The sequence below is a fragment of the Ruegeria sp. BB6 genome, from assembly GCF_056539385.1.
This window is the reverse complement of the sequence record NZ_JBQFUW010000011.1, coordinates 60,780-76,709: the sequence shown is the minus strand read 5'-3', so window position 1 is coordinate 76,709 and position 15,930 is coordinate 60,780. Positions and strand designations below refer to the sequence as shown.

The 15,930-nt window shown below is 59.0% G+C and carries 21 protein-coding genes; 7 read left to right on the top strand and 14 right to left on the bottom strand.

The features are described from left to right. The first annotated feature begins 29 nt into the window (after positions 1-29). Complete coding sequence (locus tag ACR0B7_RS20075; protein ID WP_170577021.1) at positions 30-482, top strand: MarR family winged helix-turn-helix transcriptional regulator; 453 nt, start codon at positions 30-32, stop codon at positions 480-482. Positions 483-543: 61 nt separating this feature from the next. Continuing rightward, positions 544-1,773 (top strand): adenylate/guanylate cyclase domain-containing protein, encoded by a 1,230-nt coding sequence (locus ACR0B7_RS20070; RefSeq protein WP_170577020.1) that lies wholly within the window; start codon positions 544-546, stop codon positions 1,771-1,773. On the opposite strand, the gene ACR0B7_RS20065 is transcribed toward ACR0B7_RS20070, so the two are convergent. Next, positions 1,770-2,579 carry a division plane positioning ATPase MipZ gene (locus ACR0B7_RS20065; protein ID WP_170388145.1) on the bottom strand — a complete coding sequence of 270 codons (810 nt, stop codon included), beginning with the start codon at positions 2,577-2,579 and terminating at the stop codon, positions 1,770-1,772. The two genes, ACR0B7_RS20070 and ACR0B7_RS20065, sit on opposite strands and share 4 nt — an antisense overlap. A gap of 211 nt (positions 2,580-2,790) precedes the next feature. On the opposite strand from ACR0B7_RS20065, the gene ACR0B7_RS20060 reads away from it, so the two are divergent. The 3 genes from ACR0B7_RS20060 (at position 2,791) to ACR0B7_RS20050 (ending at position 5,872) form a co-directional block, all read left to right on the top strand. Next, positions 2,791-3,678 carry an AEC family transporter gene (locus tag ACR0B7_RS20060; RefSeq protein ID WP_170570431.1) on the top strand — a complete coding sequence of 296 codons (888 nt, stop codon included), beginning with the start codon at positions 2,791-2,793 and terminating at the stop codon, positions 3,676-3,678. A gap of 35 nt (positions 3,679-3,713) precedes the next feature. After that, entirely contained in the window at positions 3,714-5,336 is a 1,623-nt protein-coding gene (locus ACR0B7_RS20055) for an MFS transporter (protein WP_170485992.1), read from the top strand. 107 nt (positions 5,337-5,443) lie between these two features. Then, entirely contained in the window at positions 5,444-5,872 is a 429-nt protein-coding gene (locus ACR0B7_RS20050) for a CBS domain-containing protein (RefSeq protein ID WP_170485991.1), read from the top strand. Between the two features lie 65 nt (positions 5,873-5,937). On the opposite strand, the gene rpmE is transcribed toward ACR0B7_RS20050, so the two are convergent. Both rpmE and rplS read right to left on the bottom strand, forming a co-directional pair. Continuing rightward, positions 5,938-6,159 carry a 50S ribosomal protein L31 gene (gene rpmE, locus ACR0B7_RS20045; protein ID WP_170388151.1) on the bottom strand — a complete coding sequence of 74 codons (222 nt, stop codon included), beginning with the start codon at positions 6,157-6,159 and terminating at the stop codon, positions 5,938-5,940. An 11-nt stretch (positions 6,160-6,170) separates the two neighbouring features. Further along, positions 6,171-6,554 (bottom strand): 50S ribosomal protein L19, encoded by a 384-nt coding sequence (gene rplS, locus ACR0B7_RS20040; RefSeq protein ID WP_039541573.1) that lies wholly within the window; start codon positions 6,552-6,554, stop codon positions 6,171-6,173. Between the two features lie 381 nt (positions 6,555-6,935). On the opposite strand from rplS, the gene ACR0B7_RS20035 reads away from it, so the two are divergent. Further along, positions 6,936-7,733 carry a glycoside hydrolase family 25 protein gene (locus ACR0B7_RS20035; RefSeq protein ID WP_170485990.1) on the top strand — a complete coding sequence of 266 codons (798 nt, stop codon included), beginning with the start codon at positions 6,936-6,938 and terminating at the stop codon, positions 7,731-7,733. Here ACR0B7_RS20035 and trmD read toward each other — a convergent pair. The 9 genes from trmD to ffh all read right to left on the bottom strand — a co-directional run bounded on the left by trmD (position 7,730) and on the right by ffh (position 13,469). Next, positions 7,730-8,527, bottom strand: coding sequence for a tRNA (guanosine(37)-N1)-methyltransferase TrmD (gene trmD, locus ACR0B7_RS20030; protein WP_170570428.1), 798 nt, complete (start codon positions 8,525-8,527; stop codon positions 7,730-7,732). The two genes, ACR0B7_RS20035 and trmD, sit on opposite strands and share 4 nt — an antisense overlap. Next, entirely contained in the window at positions 8,524-9,339 is an 816-nt protein-coding gene (locus tag ACR0B7_RS20025; protein WP_170485988.1) for a hypothetical protein, read from the bottom strand. Before ACR0B7_RS20025 ends, trmD begins: the two co-directional genes overlap by 4 nt. After that, on the bottom strand, positions 9,339-9,842 hold the full coding sequence (gene rimM, locus ACR0B7_RS20020) for a ribosome maturation factor RimM (protein ID WP_170485987.1): 504 nt from the start codon (positions 9,840-9,842) through the stop codon (positions 9,339-9,341). Before rimM ends, ACR0B7_RS20025 begins: the two co-directional genes overlap by 1 nt. Then, positions 9,835-9,972: a hypothetical protein gene (locus ACR0B7_RS20015; RefSeq protein ID WP_170485934.1), complete on the bottom strand. Its 138-nt coding sequence runs from the start codon at positions 9,970-9,972 to the stop codon at positions 9,835-9,837. Before ACR0B7_RS20015 ends, rimM begins: the two co-directional genes overlap by 8 nt. A gap of 13 nt (positions 9,973-9,985) precedes the next feature. Then, the gene (gene bluB / locus ACR0B7_RS20010; RefSeq protein WP_170418156.1) at positions 9,986-10,621 is read right to left on the bottom strand and encodes a 5,6-dimethylbenzimidazole synthase; all 636 of its coding nucleotides are present in this window, start codon (positions 10,619-10,621) and stop codon (positions 9,986-9,988) included. Positions 10,622-10,633: 12 nt separating this feature from the next. Continuing rightward, positions 10,634-11,023 carry a 30S ribosomal protein S16 gene (rpsP, locus tag ACR0B7_RS20005; protein ID WP_170388164.1) on the bottom strand — a complete coding sequence of 130 codons (390 nt, stop codon included), beginning with the start codon at positions 11,021-11,023 and terminating at the stop codon, positions 10,634-10,636. Positions 11,024-11,119: 96 nt separating this feature from the next. Next, positions 11,120-11,416, bottom strand: coding sequence for a chorismate mutase (locus ACR0B7_RS20000; RefSeq protein ID WP_170388166.1), 297 nt, complete (start codon positions 11,414-11,416; stop codon positions 11,120-11,122). Then, positions 11,413-11,967: a GNAT family N-acetyltransferase gene (locus ACR0B7_RS19995; protein WP_170485986.1), complete on the bottom strand. Its 555-nt coding sequence runs from the start codon at positions 11,965-11,967 to the stop codon at positions 11,413-11,415. The genes ACR0B7_RS20000 and ACR0B7_RS19995 overlap by 4 nt, the downstream gene beginning before the upstream one ends. Next, entirely contained in the window at positions 11,964-13,469 is a 1,506-nt protein-coding gene (gene ffh, locus ACR0B7_RS19990; protein WP_170577019.1) for a signal recognition particle protein, read from the bottom strand. The genes ACR0B7_RS19995 and ffh overlap by 4 nt, the downstream gene beginning before the upstream one ends. Before the next feature lie 475 nt (positions 13,470-13,944). On the opposite strand from ffh, the gene ACR0B7_RS19985 reads away from it, so the two are divergent. Further along, positions 13,945-14,475, top strand: coding sequence for a prolyl-tRNA synthetase associated domain-containing protein (locus ACR0B7_RS19985; RefSeq protein WP_170577018.1), 531 nt, complete (start codon positions 13,945-13,947; stop codon positions 14,473-14,475). On the opposite strand, the gene ACR0B7_RS19980 is transcribed toward ACR0B7_RS19985, so the two are convergent. Further along, positions 14,476-15,216, bottom strand: a complete 741-nt coding sequence (locus ACR0B7_RS19980; RefSeq protein WP_170485984.1) for an aspartate/glutamate racemase family protein — start codon at positions 15,214-15,216, stop codon at positions 14,476-14,478. A gap of 73 nt (positions 15,217-15,289) precedes the next feature. Then, entirely contained in the window at positions 15,290-15,871 is a 582-nt protein-coding gene (locus ACR0B7_RS19975; protein WP_170485983.1) for an NAD(P)H-dependent oxidoreductase, read from the bottom strand. Between the last annotated feature and the right edge of the window lie 59 nt (positions 15,872-15,930).

Below are 15,930 nucleotides of genomic sequence, written 5' to 3'. Positions count from 1 at the left end.
GATAATAGTTGATTTTGTAACTAACAAGCATGACGAACACGGATTCCGACAAAAAAGATGAATTTGATCTGCGGGTTTTCCTGCCCTACCTGCTGAACCGGGCGGCCGAGGAAAGCTCGTTAGAGTTTCAGCGGGCCTATAAGGATCGGTACGGAATGTTGCGCACCGAATGGCGCGTTCTGTTTCACTTGGGCAATTACGGTGAGATGACCGCGAAAGAGATCGGAACGCGGGCGCGGATTCACAAGACCAAGATCAGCCGTGCAGTCAGCAAATTAGAGCAGCGCAGATACCTTGCGCGCACTCGGAGCCAATCAGATCGCCGGCTCGAGCAGTTGACGCTAACGGCTACCGGGCAGACGGTTTACCGCGAACTGTGCGAAATCGCGCAGAGATACGACACCAAGTTGGCGGGGATGTTCCAAGAGGATGAGGTTGCCCTGTTGCGCAAAATGCTTGGACGGCTGGCGCATATGGATTGACCACTGGTAATTTACGCTAGGTGACCCCAGATGACACCCTGAGTGGACGCAGGATTTTGACATGACAGCCCCGGACCCCAACGCGGCGAAAACGAACGATCTTATTAATTGGCTGGTATCGCGTGGCCTTGCTGGTGCCGAAAAAGAAGAACTTCTGGACGGGTACTGCACACGGCTTATTGATATGGGTGTGCCCTTGATGCGGTTTCACGCGGCGCAATCTGCGCTGCACCCGGTTTATGGCGGTACGGGGTATAGCTGGTACCAGGGGCGTGGCGGGGATTATCAGAAGTTCGAGTATTCGGAAGATGTCAGCGAGGATTGGCAGAAAAGCCCGCTTTTTGCCATTCTCAACGATGATGTCGAGGTTGTTCACGAACGCATGGTGGATCAGAACGAACCCAGCCGGTTTCCCCTGATCAATGAGCTCAGAGAGAATGGGGCGACCGAGTATTATGCGCGGGGTGTGACGTTCGATGTCCCGACGCACAACGCGCCGCGGGACGCCAAGAAAGCCGTGGATGGTGTGTTGCTGTCCTGGACGTCGAATGCTCCGGACGGGTTTCGTGACGGCGATCTGGAACTGATCAACACTGCGTTGCCCCATTTGGGTTTGGCGCTGAAATCGGCGTCGAACGCGCGGGTCTCCGAGGATCTGATGCGTGTCTATCTGGGCCGCGAAGCCGGTCGCCGTGTTCTTTCGGGCGAAATTCGGCGCGGCTCTCTGCAGCAGATTGATGCTGTGATCTGGAACTTTGATCTGGAGGGGTTCACCAGCCTGTCCGAAGAGTTGCCGGGCAGCGAGATCATCGACATGCTGAATGACTACCTGGCAGTGGCCGTCGGGGTGGTGCACGACAATGACGGAAACATCCTGAAATTTATGGGCGACGGGCTGATGGCCATGTTCGACGTGGGCGAGATTGACGAAGACGCGCGCGCGGCTTTGAAAGCGGTGCCTGTGCTGCAAGAGAGGATCACGCTGCTGAACGAGGAGCGCAGCGCCGCTGGCCTTCCGGTCGCCAATTTCACGCTGGCCCTGCATGCAGGTGAGATTTTGTACGGCAATATCGGGTCGGAAAGTCGGCTTGATTTCACCGTGATCGGACCGGCTGTGAACCAGACTGCAAGGATTGCGGGAATGCACCGGTCACTGGGGCAGCGTATTCTGATTTCAGACGATGTGGCGCAGGCGGCCATGCCGTGCAGTCAGGATTTGATCTCGGTCGGGCGTTACATGCTGCGTGGCGTGCCGGAACCGAAAGAGCTGTTTACCGTGTATAACGGTTAAAAGTCGATCTCGACGCCCGGCAGGTTCAGCTCTTTCATCATGTCGCGCAGTTCCTGACGCGCTGCGATGTTCGAGATATTGAGCTGTTTGACTCCGATATCCTTGAGGTCCAGCAAGGTCAGCCCGCGCGGGAACAACTCGCGGAAGATCACGCGTTCGGAAAAGCCCGAGGCGACGCGGAACCCGATGCGTTGCGACAGCATCTCGATCGCGCGCTGCATCTTTTCCTTGTTGACCATGCGCTGCGTACCCACACGGTTGCGCACAACGACCCAGTCGATCGGTTTCAGACCTGCCTGCGCGCGCAACTGACGGGCGTTCCAGACCATCTCGGAATAAACTGACGGGCCGAGGATTTTTTCGCCCTTTGAGTCAATCCTTGCCAGCAGGTCAAAGTCGATGAAACTGTCGTTCAGCGGGGTGATTAGCGTATCGGCCAGAGAATGCGCCACCTGGCTGAGGCGCGTATGCGAGCCGGGGCAGTCAATCAGGATGAAATCGCTGTCGCTTTCCAGCTCGGCAACTGCGGCAGATAGACGATGGTCATAGATATTCTCGCCCGGTTTCAACTTGGTCGCGTCGATCTCGGGCAGGTCGTGGTGGCGTGGTGTCGGCAGGGTCAGGTCCGAGTTTTTCAGGAAATTGGCGCGATTTTCAAAATAGCGTCCAAGGCTGCGTTGCCGAAGATCAAGGTCCAGCGTGCTGACCTTATGCCCCAGCCGTGCCAGCGCTGTGGCGACGTGCATTGAAACGGTAGACTTGCCTGCGCCGCCCTTCTCGTTCCCCACTACGATGATATGTGCCATACCTGTATTCCCACGTCCCGCCGTGTTTGACCACACGTTGTTGAAAAACACTATATGTTGTGGAAGCTGGGAAGGGAAGAACCCGAAACACAGTCGGTGCTCAATAAAATTCGCTGTCGCGGAAATCTCAGGGTTGGGTTTGGTCGCACGCTTGCCAAACTCAACCACCTGTTTCACTGTCCGAATTACGAAATTGGATCAGGGGCTTGCGGTGGACCATCTGTTTCTAAACGTGCTGAACGTGGTCCTGCCCGTGCTGATCTGCGCTGGGATCGGATACAGTCTGGCGTTGTTCAAAGCCCCGTTCGACAACAAGGTCATCGGTGGGATCGTGTCTCGGGTCGGGTATCCGACGCTGATCATCTCGCACCTTTCAACGACAAAGATCGCGGTGGGGACATTCCTGGATGTGATGGCTGCGGCGGCGCTGGCGATTGCAGGCTTTGGCGTGCTGGGGTTTGTGGCTCTTAGGGCCATGCGCTTGCCGGTCCGTGCGTTCCTGACGCCTTTGATGCACGGCAATGTCGGCAATATCGGCCTGCCGATCACGCTTTTGGCGCTGGGCGATGCCGGGATGGCGTACACGATGGGCTTTGTGGTGGTCGTCCTGATCAGCATCTTCACCGTGGGCATGTGGATACCGGCTGGTGAGTTTTCACCGAAAAAGCTGGCCACGTCCCCGATCATCTACGCGGTAATCGTTTCACTGGTGCTGATGGCGACGGGGTACAGCCTGCCGCAGCCTGTGGCCAAGTCGTTTGACATTCTCGGCGGTCTTTCCATCCCACTGATGCTTTTGACTCTGGGTCACACACTGGCGAGCCTTCAGGTACAACGCCTTGGCCGCGCCATCATCCTGACCGTGCTGCATCTGATTATGGCGATTGCGATTGCGACCACGCTGGTCTGGGCATTCGGCTTTACCGGCGCTGAGCGCGGGGCGGTTATCCTGTGCTGTCTGATGCCGTCATCGGTGGCAACTTACCTGTTCATTGATCAACACATGCCGGAATACGGGCCGGACGTGGCTGGGTTTATTCTGGTGTCAACGCTGACAACAATCGCTGTTTTGCCGCTTGCCCTGTCCTATTGGATCTGAGGTTATGCGATGGGCCAAAACCTGCTAAGGTGTTGATGTGGCGTCCCAAAGGCGCCGGTGGGTTTGAGGGCGGAGCGATGTCACAGGCGATTTCACATCCGGATGGGGCGCGGGTCGTTCTGGCTATGACCGCGATCTGCATGATGGTCGTTGGGTTCAACACAACCGCAGTTGCGACCATCCTGCCCAACCTCAAGGCCGAATTCGATCTGACGCCGTCGGGCCTGCAATGGGTCATGGCGACGTACACCGTCGCCAGCGCCACCTTGGTGACTATCGTCAGTCGGTTGGGGGACATCACGGGCAAGATGGGGGTGTTCTTCTTTGGCATGATCGTCTTTGCCATAGGGTCTTCCCTTGTCCTTTTCGCACAAGATGGCGCGATGCTCTTGATTGGGCGCGGCGCGCAAGGGGCGGGTGCTGCGGCATTGTTTGGCACGTCTCTGTCGCTGTTGACTGCGGCAACGCCCGAGGAACAACGCGCCAGCGTGACAGGCGCCTGGGGCGCGATCGTCGGGCTGGCGATTGGCGTTGGCCCCATAGTCGGCGGTGCATTTGCCCACTACGTCAGTTGGCGCGCGGTGTTCGCTACCGATCTGATCCTTTTGGTGATCGCCTTTGTTATTGGCTTGAAAGTGAGCAAGCAGAAATACGTCCCGGATACGCGTCTTGCCGGGGCACGGTTCGATTACCTCGGGGCCATAGCAATCCTGCTGTTTCTCGGACCACTGTCTTTTGCGCTCAGTAGCGGGGAAAGCAACGGTTGGACAACGCCAATGACGCTGGTGCCGTTGGGCGTCGCAGCACTGGCTACTGTCGGTATCGTTCTCGCCGCGCGGCGCAGCGATGATCCGTTGATCGAGCTGAGGTATTTTCGTCATCCACGCTATTTCATGGCCGCCGCGGGGATGTTTTTCACCGGCTTCACGCTGTTTGGGTTCTTTGTCTATTTCAATACTTTCGTGCAGTCGCCAGACGCCTTTGGGTACTCACCCGTTGGCGCGGGGCTGGCGATCATGCCGCTCAGCCTCAGCATGTTCGTTATTTCGGTCACGGCACCGCGGTTTCTGGCGCCCTACAGTTTCCGTTGGCCGGTCGTAATCGGACTAGGTGCGATGGCCTGCGGGTTCCTGCTGTTGATGGCAACAACGAACACGACGCAATACGGCGAGATTTGGTGGAAACTGATGATGGTCGGGGTCGGGTTGGGTATTTGTTTTTCGCTGCTACCACGCCTTGGCTTGCGGCTGCTTCCAGAAGCGCATGTGGGGCAGGGGTCTGGTGTTATAAACGCCTGCCTCTATTTCGGCGCAACTTTGGGCGCGGTTGTGTGCGGTTTGGCCGAGGCGATCACCATCCGACGAGGCTTGTCCGAAGTGATCGACGCGCTGCCCAGCGGTTCAACCCAGCGCGAGGATCTCGCCCATGCGCTTGCACACGGAACCCCAAGCCAGATCCAGCAGTTGATCTCGGCGATGGAACCTCAGAGCGGAACCGCACTGGCAAAGGCTCTGCGGGACTTGCAGGACAACGCTTTTGACAGTGCAATGATGATCACCGCGATTGCAGCGCTGATCGGCATGGCGCTTGCTCTGGTTCTTTTGCGTGGTCCGGTCCCGCCAGTTCACAGTGCTGCGGAACTGGCAAAACAGCGCTGATCCAAATTCTGTTGCTCCCGGCCTGAAATGAGCATTTTGTGAATGATTTAACCTCGGGTTTCGTAAATCTGTGCTATTCTGAGGCAGTTTTATTTAGGAGTTACATCATGGTTATTCAGTCTGTTGCGCAAATTGTCGAACACCGCGAAATCCCTCAAACATCGCCTGACGAGACCGTTCGCAAAGCGTGTCATGTTCTGGATCGCCTGAACGTGGGTGCGCTTGTGGTTTTGGAGGAAGATACCCTTGTAGGTATCCTGAGCGAGCGCGACGTAATCCGAAAGTGCATTTGCCAAAGCAAGCGTACATCCGACACGATGGTGCGAGAGATCATGACGCCCAATCCCCAGGTTGTGTCCGTAAACAGCGGTCCGGCGGATGCACTTAGGATCATGGTCGATGGCGGGTTCCGACATCTTCCAGTTCTTAGCCGAGGGAAGGTCGTCGGATTGCTTTCAATACGTGACGTGCCGACCGAGTATCGCTTGATGCTGGAGCGGTACAAGGAACACGTTGCGCCGCCTGCCCACGTTTAGCGCATAGGGCGAAACAAAAAAGGCCGCCCAAAGGGGCGGCCTTTCGTTTGAGAACCGGGTCCGGCTTAGAAGCCCAGACCTTCGTATTTCTTTTTGAACTTCGACACACGGCCGCCGGCGTCCATCAGGCGCGCGCCGCCACCGGTCCATGCGGGGTGCACGGAGGGGTCGATTTCCAGGGCCAGCTGGTCGCCCTCGGCGCCCCAGGTGGATTTCATCTGAACCACGGTGCCATCGGTCAGTTTGACGTCGATGATGTGGTAGTCGGGATGGATGTCTTTTTTCATCTTTCCGCTCCTTACGCCTCGGCGCCAGCCTTGGGCTTGTAGTTGGTGACCTCTGCGATACGCGCGGATTTACCGCGACGGGTGCGCAGATAGTACAGTTTGGCGCGACGGACGCGGCCACGGCGGACAACGGTGATGCTGTCGATGTTGGTCGAATGCAGCGGGAATACACGCTCCACGCCTTCGCCGAACGAAATTTTGCGGACGGTGAACGAACCGGCGATGCCGCTGCCACCTTTGCGCGCGATGCAGACGCCTTCGTAGTTCTGCACACGGGTACGCGACCCTTCGGTCACTTTAAAGCCGACACGGATGGTGTCACCGGCTTTGAAATCGGGGATGTCTTTCCCCAGGGCGGCAATCTGTTCCGCCTCAAGCTGTGCGATCAGGTCCATCGCATTCACTCCTATCTGCTCGTGGTTGGTCCACGAAGTTTGGGCACGGGCTGAGAGCTCTTGGTCTTCACCGGGTTCTGCGTACAGCCCGCCAGAGGTCAGATCGAATGTTCCTTTGGTGCGGTTTGTTCCGCCGCGCCGTAGCTGAAGAAAGCCGGGCGTCACGACGAGGACCAAACCAAAACACCGGAGTCGCGCAAGTGCGGCACCGGATTGCGGTCGTTTAAGGGCTTTGATCGCAGGGATCAAGCCCAAATCGTCATATTTTACAGGGCCGGTTGGTGAGTTTTCGCCGCCGAAAAACAACACCGTTGCCTTACGGGGGCGATCAGGCATTCTGGAAGGCAATTATACGAGCAGAAATTTATACAGGAACAGAACATGCGCACAGCTCTGATGCTGGCTTTAATCGCCTTTGCGACCCTGTCCTGCGGTCGCAACAGCCCTCCGCCGCAACAGGTCGAGGCCAAAGCCTTTCTGGACACGACTTCACCATCCGTGGTCTTTCCATCCTTCGGCGATGCCGACCCCCATGACTGGGAGGGGCGGCATCCCGGTCAATACCCGGTGCACGGGCTGGACGTGTCGCGTTGGCAGGGACCCATCGACTGGCGTCGGGCCAAAGCGTCGGGCGTCAGTTTCGTATTCATCAAGGCCACCGAAGGCGGAGATGTCGCAGACCCGATGTTCAATGCGCATAGCGTGGGCGCGCGCGCGGCGGGGGTGCCGTGGGGCGCATATCACTACTATTATTTCTGTCGGCCCGCGCATGAGCAGGCGCGCTGGTTTATCAAGAATGTGCCCCGAGGATCAGACCTGCCGCATGTGCTGGACATGGAGTGGACGCCACATTCCAAGACCTGCACTCTGCGTCCCGATGGCGCAACCGTTCGGGCCGAGGCGCAGCGCTTTCTTGATATTCTGGAGCGTCACTATGGGCGCCGTCCGATCGTCTATACGACCGTGGATTTCTATGGCGATACAGAGATCGGTCGCCTGCCCAAGACCGAGTTCTGGTTGCGGTCTGTCGCGGGGCATCCGCGCACTGTTTACCCCAAGGCCGTCTGGCGGTTCTGGCAATACACCGGAACCGGGCTGGTTCCCGGCGTGGATGGGCCGGTGGACATCAATACGTTCAACGGCCCGCCCGACATCTGGACGCGGTGGAAAGCGGGCTAGTCGCGCGACTTGCGATAGGCGTCCCACAGGTCGGGCCGACGGTCGCGCGTGATCTGTTCTGACATCTCGTGCCGCCAGTCAGCGATGCGACCGTGATGACCGGACATCAGGATATCGGGGATCGGACGCCCCTTCCATTCGGCGGGGCGGGTATATTGCGGGTGTTCCAACAGCCCGGAAGAAAAGCTCTCCTCCTCGGCCGAGGCTTGGTTGCCCAATACGCCCGGGATCAGGCGCACCGTTGCGTCGATCAGCGCCTGAGCAGCAATTTCACCACCCGTCATGACAAAATCGCCCAATGAGACCTCCTGAACGCCGTAGTGCTCAAGCACACGCTCGTCCACGCCCTCAAACCGGCCGCAGAGCAGGGTCATGCCGTCACAACGCGCAAGGTTCTGCATCATGCGCTGGTCCATCCGGCGTCCGCGTGGGCTGAGATAGATCAGGGGCCAGTTCCCATGCACACCCGCCATCGTATGTTCGATCGCTTCGCCCAAGACATCAGCGCGCAGAACCATTCCCGCACCGCCTCCGGCTGGGGTGTCGTCCACATTGCGATGCTTGCCGACGCCGAACTGACGCAGGTCGACCGTCTCTAGCTGCCACAATCCTTCCTGCAACGCTTTGCCGGTCAGGCTTTCGCCCAGCACGCCGGGAAAGGCCGACGGGAACAGCGTGATAATCTTCGCTTTCCAAACGCCGTGTAGGTCCGGTGTCGGGGTCAACAGTTCACGCGGTTTCAGGGTCGGTCGGATCGCCTTGCGGCCGTGGGACTTTGAGGGTTTGTCAGTCATGTCGTGCCAATCAGAGCCTTTTGCGCGCGTTCGACGATGGCCTTCTTTTGCTCGACCAGAGCCGCCTCGTCCAGATGTGAACGGTTCAGGTCCAGCAATTCCGCCAAAACGTCCTCTGGCAGTCGCGGGTTTGAATTGGCGGGCGGGACCAGAAGATTGGCCTTGTTCCGAGGCAGATTCAAAAAATCTGCAAACGGTGTGCCGGGGCCAAAACGCCGTAACTGCAACTCTTCCAACCACTCGGACAAAACCGTCACGGACGGTAATTTTTCTTTGATCCGGTCCACTGTGTCCTGCAACGGCGGGAGGTGGTCCATGTCTGCGCGATAGGTGTCAAAGTCCTGAACCTGCCGCATCCGCTGCAAGTCGTGCGCCCACAGGCTACGCAGCCAGCTTCCACGTTGGCGGAGGGACAGGTAGATCGTGATCTCGACTGCCTGCCCTGCAAATCTGTGGTGGATAGAGTCGACCAGACACGCTGCAAGGTCCGGGGCAGCAGCGTAGCCTTGCTCGAGGTTGCGGCTGGGACGCAAACCAGCGAAGTTTTCCTCGCTGACGAGAAGCCCGCGCTTGCCTCCAAAGTCCAGCGTTTCCAGAAAGTCACGCACTTGGCCGCCGAATTCCGACAGAGTGCCGACCGTGCCGTAGACCGAGTGATTGGTGGCCGCGCGCGACAGGCCGGATTTGCGGGTGCGGTAAGGTAGAACCAGCGCGAAATGCGGCCAGATCAGCTCGCGGTTTTCAAAAAGAAAAGACTGCGCTGCGGTTGTGCCCGTTTTGTGTAGCCCAAGATGCAGCAGGACACGGCGCATCAGATCAGGCCATCCGGGGGATCGGCGACGATGCGACCCTTTTCCAGATCGACGGTCGGAACAGCCGCAAGCGTGAACGGCAGCAGTACAGTGGCTTTCAAGCCCGGCCCGTGCAATTCCAGCAGGTCCGTCGCGCCGTGGTTCTGCACCGATTTGACCCGGCCCAGCAGCGTGCCACCGGTGTCATAGACGTCCAGCCCGATCAGATCGGTATGATAAAATTCGTCGTCGGGCAGTGATGGCAACTGATCACGCCGAGCAAAAAGGCGCAAACCTTTCAACTCGTCGGCCTGTTCCTTGGTTTCCACGCCACCCAGCCGCGCGGCAAAGCCGTTCTTGATCGAGCGGGTCAGGACCAGAGGATAACGCTCGTTCCCGTCTTCGTCTGTCAGGGGCGAATAGGTTTCGATGTCTTCGGGAATCGCGCAATAGCTCTTGAGCCGCACTTCACCGCGCACGCCATACGATCCTGCAATGCTGCCAACGCAGATCAGATCAATCATTTGGCCCATCCGTCACACATAGCCCGTCCTGCCATTGTCCAATCTCGGCGCAAACTTCGCGCTGGTTGGAGCGTTCAAAAAACACGCCCACAATAAAGGCGATCATCATCAGAATGGGAAGTCGTAACAAACCGAACATCGCCTTACCGAACCTCAACAGGCAAAGTGTCGTCGCGGCATTCCCAGCCAACTTGTTCCAGTTCCGGGGTGTCCGACGGTGCCTCGGGCCAGCCGACACAGAAATAGCCGATCAGCCGCCAGTCGTCGGGCACGTTCAGATCGCGCGCCATTTGGTCGGGGTCCAGGATCGAAACCCAGCCCAGCCCCAACCCCTCGGTCCGCAGGGTCAGCCAGAACAGGGTGATGGCCGAGACCACGGAATAGCGCCGCATTTCGGGCATCGTGCCTGCGCCCAGACCCTGCCCTTTGTCGGTAGCGTCGTCGCAGAACACAGCCAGTTGCACCGGTGCTTCGCGCATGCCTGACAGTTTCAGGCGGCTATAAAGCTGCGCCTTCTCGCCGGAATAGCCTTCCAGCGCCTGTGCATTGGCGGTTTGAAAATTTCGCAGCGCCGCGTCGCGCGCGGCCTGACTTTCGACGCGGATCACGCGCCAGGGTTCGCTCAGCCCCACCGAAGGGGCCAGCCGAAACGCGTCGAGGCAGCGCGTCAGCACTGCCTCGTCAATCGCGTCGGTGCGGAACCGACGCACATCGCGCCGGAGCCGCAACAACAGGTCAAACTGCGTGCGAAAATCGTCGGTGAAGGTCTGATCCCGCACGCGCCCGCCTGCTTATTCTTCTGCAGCCGCTTCTTCAGCCGGTGCAGCAGCAGCTTCTGCCGCTTCAGCAGCCTTGGCCGCTTTTTCTTCGGCGCGCTCTTGGGCTTTCTTGCCCGGAGTACCCTTGTTGGGGTTGTTGCGCTCGGCCTTTTCGCGGGTGCCGGCAGCTTCCAGCATACGTGCGATCCGGTCGGTGGGCTGGGCGCCCTGATCCAGCCAGTACTGGATGCGCTCCATGTTCATTTTCACGCGCTCTTCGCTGTCTTTGGGCAGCAGCGGGTTGTAGGTTCCCAGTTTCTCGATGAAACGGCCGTCGCGGGGCATACGGCTGTCGGCCGCTACGATGCGGTAGAAAGGACGCTTTTTCGAGCCGCCGCGGGCGAGACGAATTTTCATTGCCATGGTGGTATCTCCTTTGAATGGCATCACGCCAGAAGCGTGTATTTGTAAAGACCGGGGTCTTGTCCGGCTATTCTTGGTATTCGTGGAAACGGGCGTTTATTCCTGATGTTTCCGGTGGTGTCGGATGACTTCCTGAATGATGAAATTCAGGAAAGCCTTGGCGAAGTCAGGGTCCAGATCGGCCTGTTTCGCCAGGTCTTCTAACCGTGCGATCTGCGCGGCCTCGCGCGTGGGATCGGACGGGGGAAGGTCGTGTTCGGCCTTGAGCTTGCCAACGGCCTGCGTGTGCTTGAACCGCTCGCCCAGCGTATAGACAAGGATGGCGTCCAGCCGGTCGATGCTTTCGCGGTGTTCTTTCAACAGCGCGGCGGCCTGTGTCACGGGGTTGGTCATGCGTAAGCCTCCATGCCGCCATTTACCAGATCGGCGGGGGCAGGGTGCCGCCAGATCTCGGATGTGCCGAATTTCGGGTGTTCATAGTGATAGTCGAACGCAGCCCCCAGCCGTTTGGCCACGGCCTTGCTTGCGTGGTTGTCTGGGTCGATCAGCGAAATCGCTGTATCCCAACCCAGCACATCATAGGCATGAGTACGCGCGGCCATTGCAGCCTCGGTCGCATAGCCATTTCCGGTGGCGCTGGTCATCAGAGTCCAGCCAATCTCGGGCTCGGGCCAGCCATCGGGAAACCACAGGCCAACGCGGCCTACATAGGTGCCGGTGTCTTTTTCCTCGACCCCCCAGAACCCATAGCCACGTAGCGCCCAATGCCCCAGAAACAATGCGATCAAACGCCATGTTTCGCTACGGGTTTTGTGGCCGCCAACGAAGTCCGCCGCCGCGCTGGCGTAGAATTCCGCTTCTGCGTCCAGATCAGCCTCGGACGGCGCGCGCAGGATCAGGCGCTCGGTCTCAAGCCGGGGGATATGTTGCTCGATCAGGTTCACTTCTTCTTGCCAAATCCGCTCAGGCCCGGAGGCAGAGCCATCCCGCCGCCCATTCCGGGCATTCCACCGGGCATCTTGCCCATAGCCTTGGCCGCCTGTTCCAGCGCTTTGGGGTCCATACCCGCAGCCATTTCCTCGGGCGAGGGGCCGCCTTTGCCGAACATGCCTTTCATGGCCTGTTTCAGCATCTTGCCTTTGCCCATCTTGCCCATCTTCTTCATCATGTCCGACATCTGCCGGTGCATCTTGAGCAGCTTGTTGAGGTCGCTGACCTCCATCCCCGAACCGGCGGCGATGCGTTTCTTGCGGCTGGCCTGCAATAGCTGCGGATTGGCGCGTTCGCGTTTGGTCATGGACTGGATCATGGCGATCTGGCGCTTGAGCACCTTGTCGTCCATGCCTGCTTCTTCGACCTGCTTGGCCATCTTGCCCATGCCCGGCATCATGCCCATCATGCCCTGCATGCCGCCCATCTGGATCATCTGTTCCAGCTGCATCTTCAAGTCGTTCATGTTGAACTGACCTTTGACCATGCGCTTCATCATGCGCTCGGTCTGTTCCATCTCCATCGTTTCCTGGGCCTTTTCGACCAGAGCAACGATGTCGCCCATGCCCAGAATACGACCGGCGATCCGGTCCGGCTCGAAGGTTTCGAGCGCGTCCATCTTCTCGCCCAGACCGACAAAGCGGATCGGCTTACCGGTGACCGCGCGCATCGACAGCGCCGCACCACCGCGCCCGTCACCGTCCATCCGGGTCAGGACCACGCCCGAGATGCCGACCTTGGCGTCAAACTCCTCGGCCACCTCAACGGCGACCTGACCGGTCAGGCCATCGACCACCAGCAGGGTTTCGCGCGGGTCGACCGCGTTGCGGACCTGCTCGACCTCGTCCATCAGGACTTCGTCGATGTGCAGACGGCCTGCGGTATCCAGCATATAGACGTCATAGCCGCCCAGCGTCGCCTGTTGCTTGGCGCGTTTGGCGATGTCGACAGGTTTCTGGCCGGGCACGATCGGCAGGGTATCGACGCCGACCTGCGTGCCCAGAACGGCCAACTGATCCATCGCCGCCGGGCGATAGACGTCGAGCGAGGCCATCAGGACCTTTTTGCCCTCTTTCTCTTTCAGACGTTTGGCCAGCTTGCCGGTTGTGGTTGTCTTACCCGAGCCTTGCAGACCGACCATCAGGATCGGCGCAGGTGGGTTGTCGACCTTCAGCTTGCCGGGGTCTTCCTCGCCGCGCAGGGTGTCGACCAGTGCGTCGTGTACGATCTTGACGACCTGCTGGCCGGGGGTGATCGACTTGGTAACGGCCTGACCGGTCGCCTGTTCCTGCACTTTCTTGACGAACTCGCGCGCGACTGGCAGCGAGACGTCGGCCTCAAGCAGCGCAACCCGCACTTCGCGCAGGGCGGTCTTGACGTCTTCCTCGGACAGCGCACCCTGTTTCGTCAGCCGGTCGAAGACGCCGGAAAGGCGTTCGGATAGATTTTCAAACATGCCTTCGGCCTCCTTAGCCGGTTATCTCGTGGCCCTTCCTAGGTAGGAAACGCCGGTTAAATACACAATTGCCCCCACGGGCGAAACTCGCTGGTGGGGGGCGATCCCTGAACGACTCAAGGGACCGGAAGATCAAGAGGCTTCCGGATGTTTGGAGGGGGCTTTAGGCCGATTGATTGTCTGAGTCAACCGTGCGTACCGGAAGCCCGTCATTGACGGCATCAACCAACCGATGCGATCTGGTGCCACTGACAATGAGGTGACGTCCGGCGCTCATGCCTTTGTTGAGGATCAAGAGGCCGGCCCCGACAATTTAAATAGTGAAGAAGACCAGAATAGTGCCAATCAGCCACGGCCAGTTGGTTTGGAGTATTGCGCGTCACTTTCATGGCTGGCTGCTAACGCATTTCCGCGCTGTCGTGGCTTGAAACTGCCGCCACGGTACGCGATGAGCTTAGAAAATCAGGAGAGTACTATGGACGCCTCATCCGCCTTTCAGGATACATTGCCGCTCAGCTCTGACGCGCTGTTGGCCAAATTGGATGAGTGGGGGCTGGCCTACACGCTGCACACGCATGTCCCGCTGCGCACGGTAGAGGAGTCAAAGGCGGTTGAAGATCAGTTCATGGTCCCCGGTGAGAATGCTCTCCGGCTCAAGAACCTCTATCTGCGCGACAAGAAAAAACGGAACTATCTGGTGACGCTGGAACAGAGCCGCGAGATCGACCTCAAGGCGCTGGGCGCAGAGCTGGGCGTTGGGAACCTTTCGTTCGGCTCGGCGGATCGGCTGATGCAGAATCTTGGTATTCGGCCCGGTGCGGTCAGCCCGCTGGCGATGATAAGCGGTTTGGAAAACAACGTCCGGTTCTTTATGGACGCAGCGGGGCAGCAGGCCGACGTGATCTATATGCACCCGCTCGTCAATGATCGCACCGTTGCAATGAAACGCACGGACCTGATGGCGTTTTTCGACCGTATTGGCTGCGACGTGACTTGGCTGCCGTGATCAACCTTCAAGCGCCTCTTTCAACGCTGCTGCGACATGCGCTGCCGAGGGGTTGACGAAAAGATGTCCGTCCGCCTCGAACACGGCGTCGTCCAGATTGTCGGGGAAGGCCAGTGGCAGTTCGGTGCAGGCCAGTAGGATCGCGGTGCCCGGCCTGGCGTGTTTGTTGCAATAGGCTACCAGCCGCGCGCGCGCCGTTTCTGATGCGCCACCGTAGAAATCCGTGTCGATCATGTTTTGCATCTCGGCAATCTCGGACTCCGGAAGGGGCGCATTGGCGTTGATTTGGGCTTTGGCCAACCTGTCAGAATAGTTCGGTGCCTGCATCGTAACAGTTGTGCCCAGAACAAGGGCTTGTGTGGCTCCGGTCGCGGCGGTCGCTTGGGCTGCGGCGTCAAAAATACTGAGGATGGGCATGGAAACGCCCTGTCGGATCGCGTGCAGGCGCATATGCGGCGTGTTAGAGGCGATGATGCCGAAATCGCAGCCCGCGCTTTCCAGCGTCAGCAAGGCTTTGCGAAAGACCGCGTCGAAGGCGGCCCAGCTTTCCTCATCCCCCGCAACGCCTCTCAGCGACCGGGTCTTGGCCTGTGTGACGGATTCGATTGTCATGGGCGGGATCGGCAGAGGGGACCCATGACCACGCTCTGCAAAATATTGCCCGGCGCCCTGCGCGATGGCCCTGTAGTAATCAACGGTCGAGGCCCAGCCCACACCGCCCAAAATTCCGATTTTCTTCATAACGAACGCCCAGCCTGCACAATCCTGTTCAAGTGCAGACTGGACGTTCGGATACGCAAAGGCCAGAGGTCAATCAGGCGGCTAGCTCGGAAACCGCCTGACGCGCGTTGTTCAGCGCGGCTTCGGCGTCCAGTGCCATCCGATCCGCGGCAACAACGTCGACATTGTTTATGCCGATAAAGCCCAGCACGTGTTTGGCGTAGTCTGTGGCAAAGTCGATGTCCGACCCCACGGCTGTTCCGCCCGACGCGATGGCCAGTACTGCACGCTTGCCTTCCAGCAGCCCTTTGGGGCCGTTTTCGGTATAGGAAAAGGTCAGTCCAACCCGGGCAACAAGGTCAATCCATGCCTTGAACGCCGCAGGCACCGAGAAGTTGTAGATCGGCAGGCCGATGACGATCGTGTCCGCCTGCTGCAATTCTGTAACCAGATCGTCGGACAGGGCAAGCTGGTCGCGCTGAACCTCGTCGCGCTGATCGGCGGGGGTAAAGTTCGCGGCAATCCAGTCCTCGGTCAACAGCGGCAGCGGAGTCGCCAGATCACGGCGAATGATGCGCCCGGCGTTCAGGTGCTTGACGATCCGGTCCGACAGTTCGCGCGTGGCAGACCCTTCGCGGCGGGCCGAAGCGTCGATATGCAGGATAGTTTTGGTCATTGGGTTCAGCCCTTATTGAGTGCGGTTTTTGGCTCTGGTCCCAATATGAATGTTGCGCA

Excerpts from the sequence above, each read along its gene's own strand:
- rpsP (WP_170388164.1), bottom strand. The coding sequence starts at position 11,023 with ATGGCAATGAAAATTCGTCTCGCCCGCGGCGGCTCGAAAAAGCGTCCT.
- ACR0B7_RS20075 (WP_170577021.1), top strand. The coding sequence starts at position 30 with ATGACGAACACGGATTCCGACAAAAAAGATGAATTTGATCTGCGGGTT.
- ACR0B7_RS20065 (WP_170388145.1), bottom strand. The coding sequence starts at position 2,579 with ATGGCACATATCATCGTAGTGGGGAACGAGAAGGGCGGCGCAGGCAAG.
- ACR0B7_RS19975 (WP_170485983.1), bottom strand. The coding sequence starts at position 15,871 with ATGACCAAAACTATCCTGCATATCGACGCTTCGGCCCGCCGCGAAGGG.
- rplS (WP_039541573.1), bottom strand. The coding sequence starts at position 6,554 with ATGGACCTGATCGCACAGCTTGAGGCGGAACAGATTGCCGCCCTGGGG.
- ACR0B7_RS19985 (WP_170577018.1), top strand. The coding sequence starts at position 13,945 with ATGGACGCCTCATCCGCCTTTCAGGATACATTGCCGCTCAGCTCTGAC.
- ACR0B7_RS20025 (WP_170485988.1), bottom strand. The coding sequence starts at position 9,339 with ATGCGCCGTGTCCTGCTGCATCTTGGGCTACACAAAACGGGCACAACC.
- rpmE (WP_170388151.1), bottom strand. The coding sequence starts at position 6,159 with ATGAAAAAAGACATCCATCCCGACTACCACATCATCGACGTCAAACTG.
- ACR0B7_RS20070 (WP_170577020.1), top strand. The coding sequence starts at position 544 with ATGACAGCCCCGGACCCCAACGCGGCGAAAACGAACGATCTTATTAAT.
- trmD (WP_170570428.1), bottom strand. The coding sequence starts at position 8,527 with ATGACTGACAAACCCTCAAAGTCCCACGGCCGCAAGGCGATCCGACCG.
- ACR0B7_RS19980 (WP_170485984.1), bottom strand. The coding sequence starts at position 15,216 with ATGAAGAAAATCGGAATTTTGGGCGGTGTGGGCTGGGCCTCGACCGTT.
- ACR0B7_RS20035 (WP_170485990.1), top strand. The coding sequence starts at position 6,936 with ATGCGCACAGCTCTGATGCTGGCTTTAATCGCCTTTGCGACCCTGTCC.
- ACR0B7_RS20000 (WP_170388166.1), bottom strand. The coding sequence starts at position 11,416 with ATGACCAACCCCGTGACACAGGCCGCCGCGCTGTTGAAAGAACACCGC.
- ACR0B7_RS20050 (WP_170485991.1), top strand. The coding sequence starts at position 5,444 with ATGGTTATTCAGTCTGTTGCGCAAATTGTCGAACACCGCGAAATCCCT.
- ffh (WP_170577019.1), bottom strand. The coding sequence starts at position 13,469 with ATGTTTGAAAATCTATCCGAACGCCTTTCCGGCGTCTTCGACCGGCTG.
- ACR0B7_RS20055 (WP_170485992.1), top strand. The coding sequence starts at position 3,714 with ATGTGGCGTCCCAAAGGCGCCGGTGGGTTTGAGGGCGGAGCGATGTCA.
- rimM (WP_170485987.1), bottom strand. The coding sequence starts at position 9,842 with ATGATTGATCTGATCTGCGTTGGCAGCATTGCAGGATCGTATGGCGTG.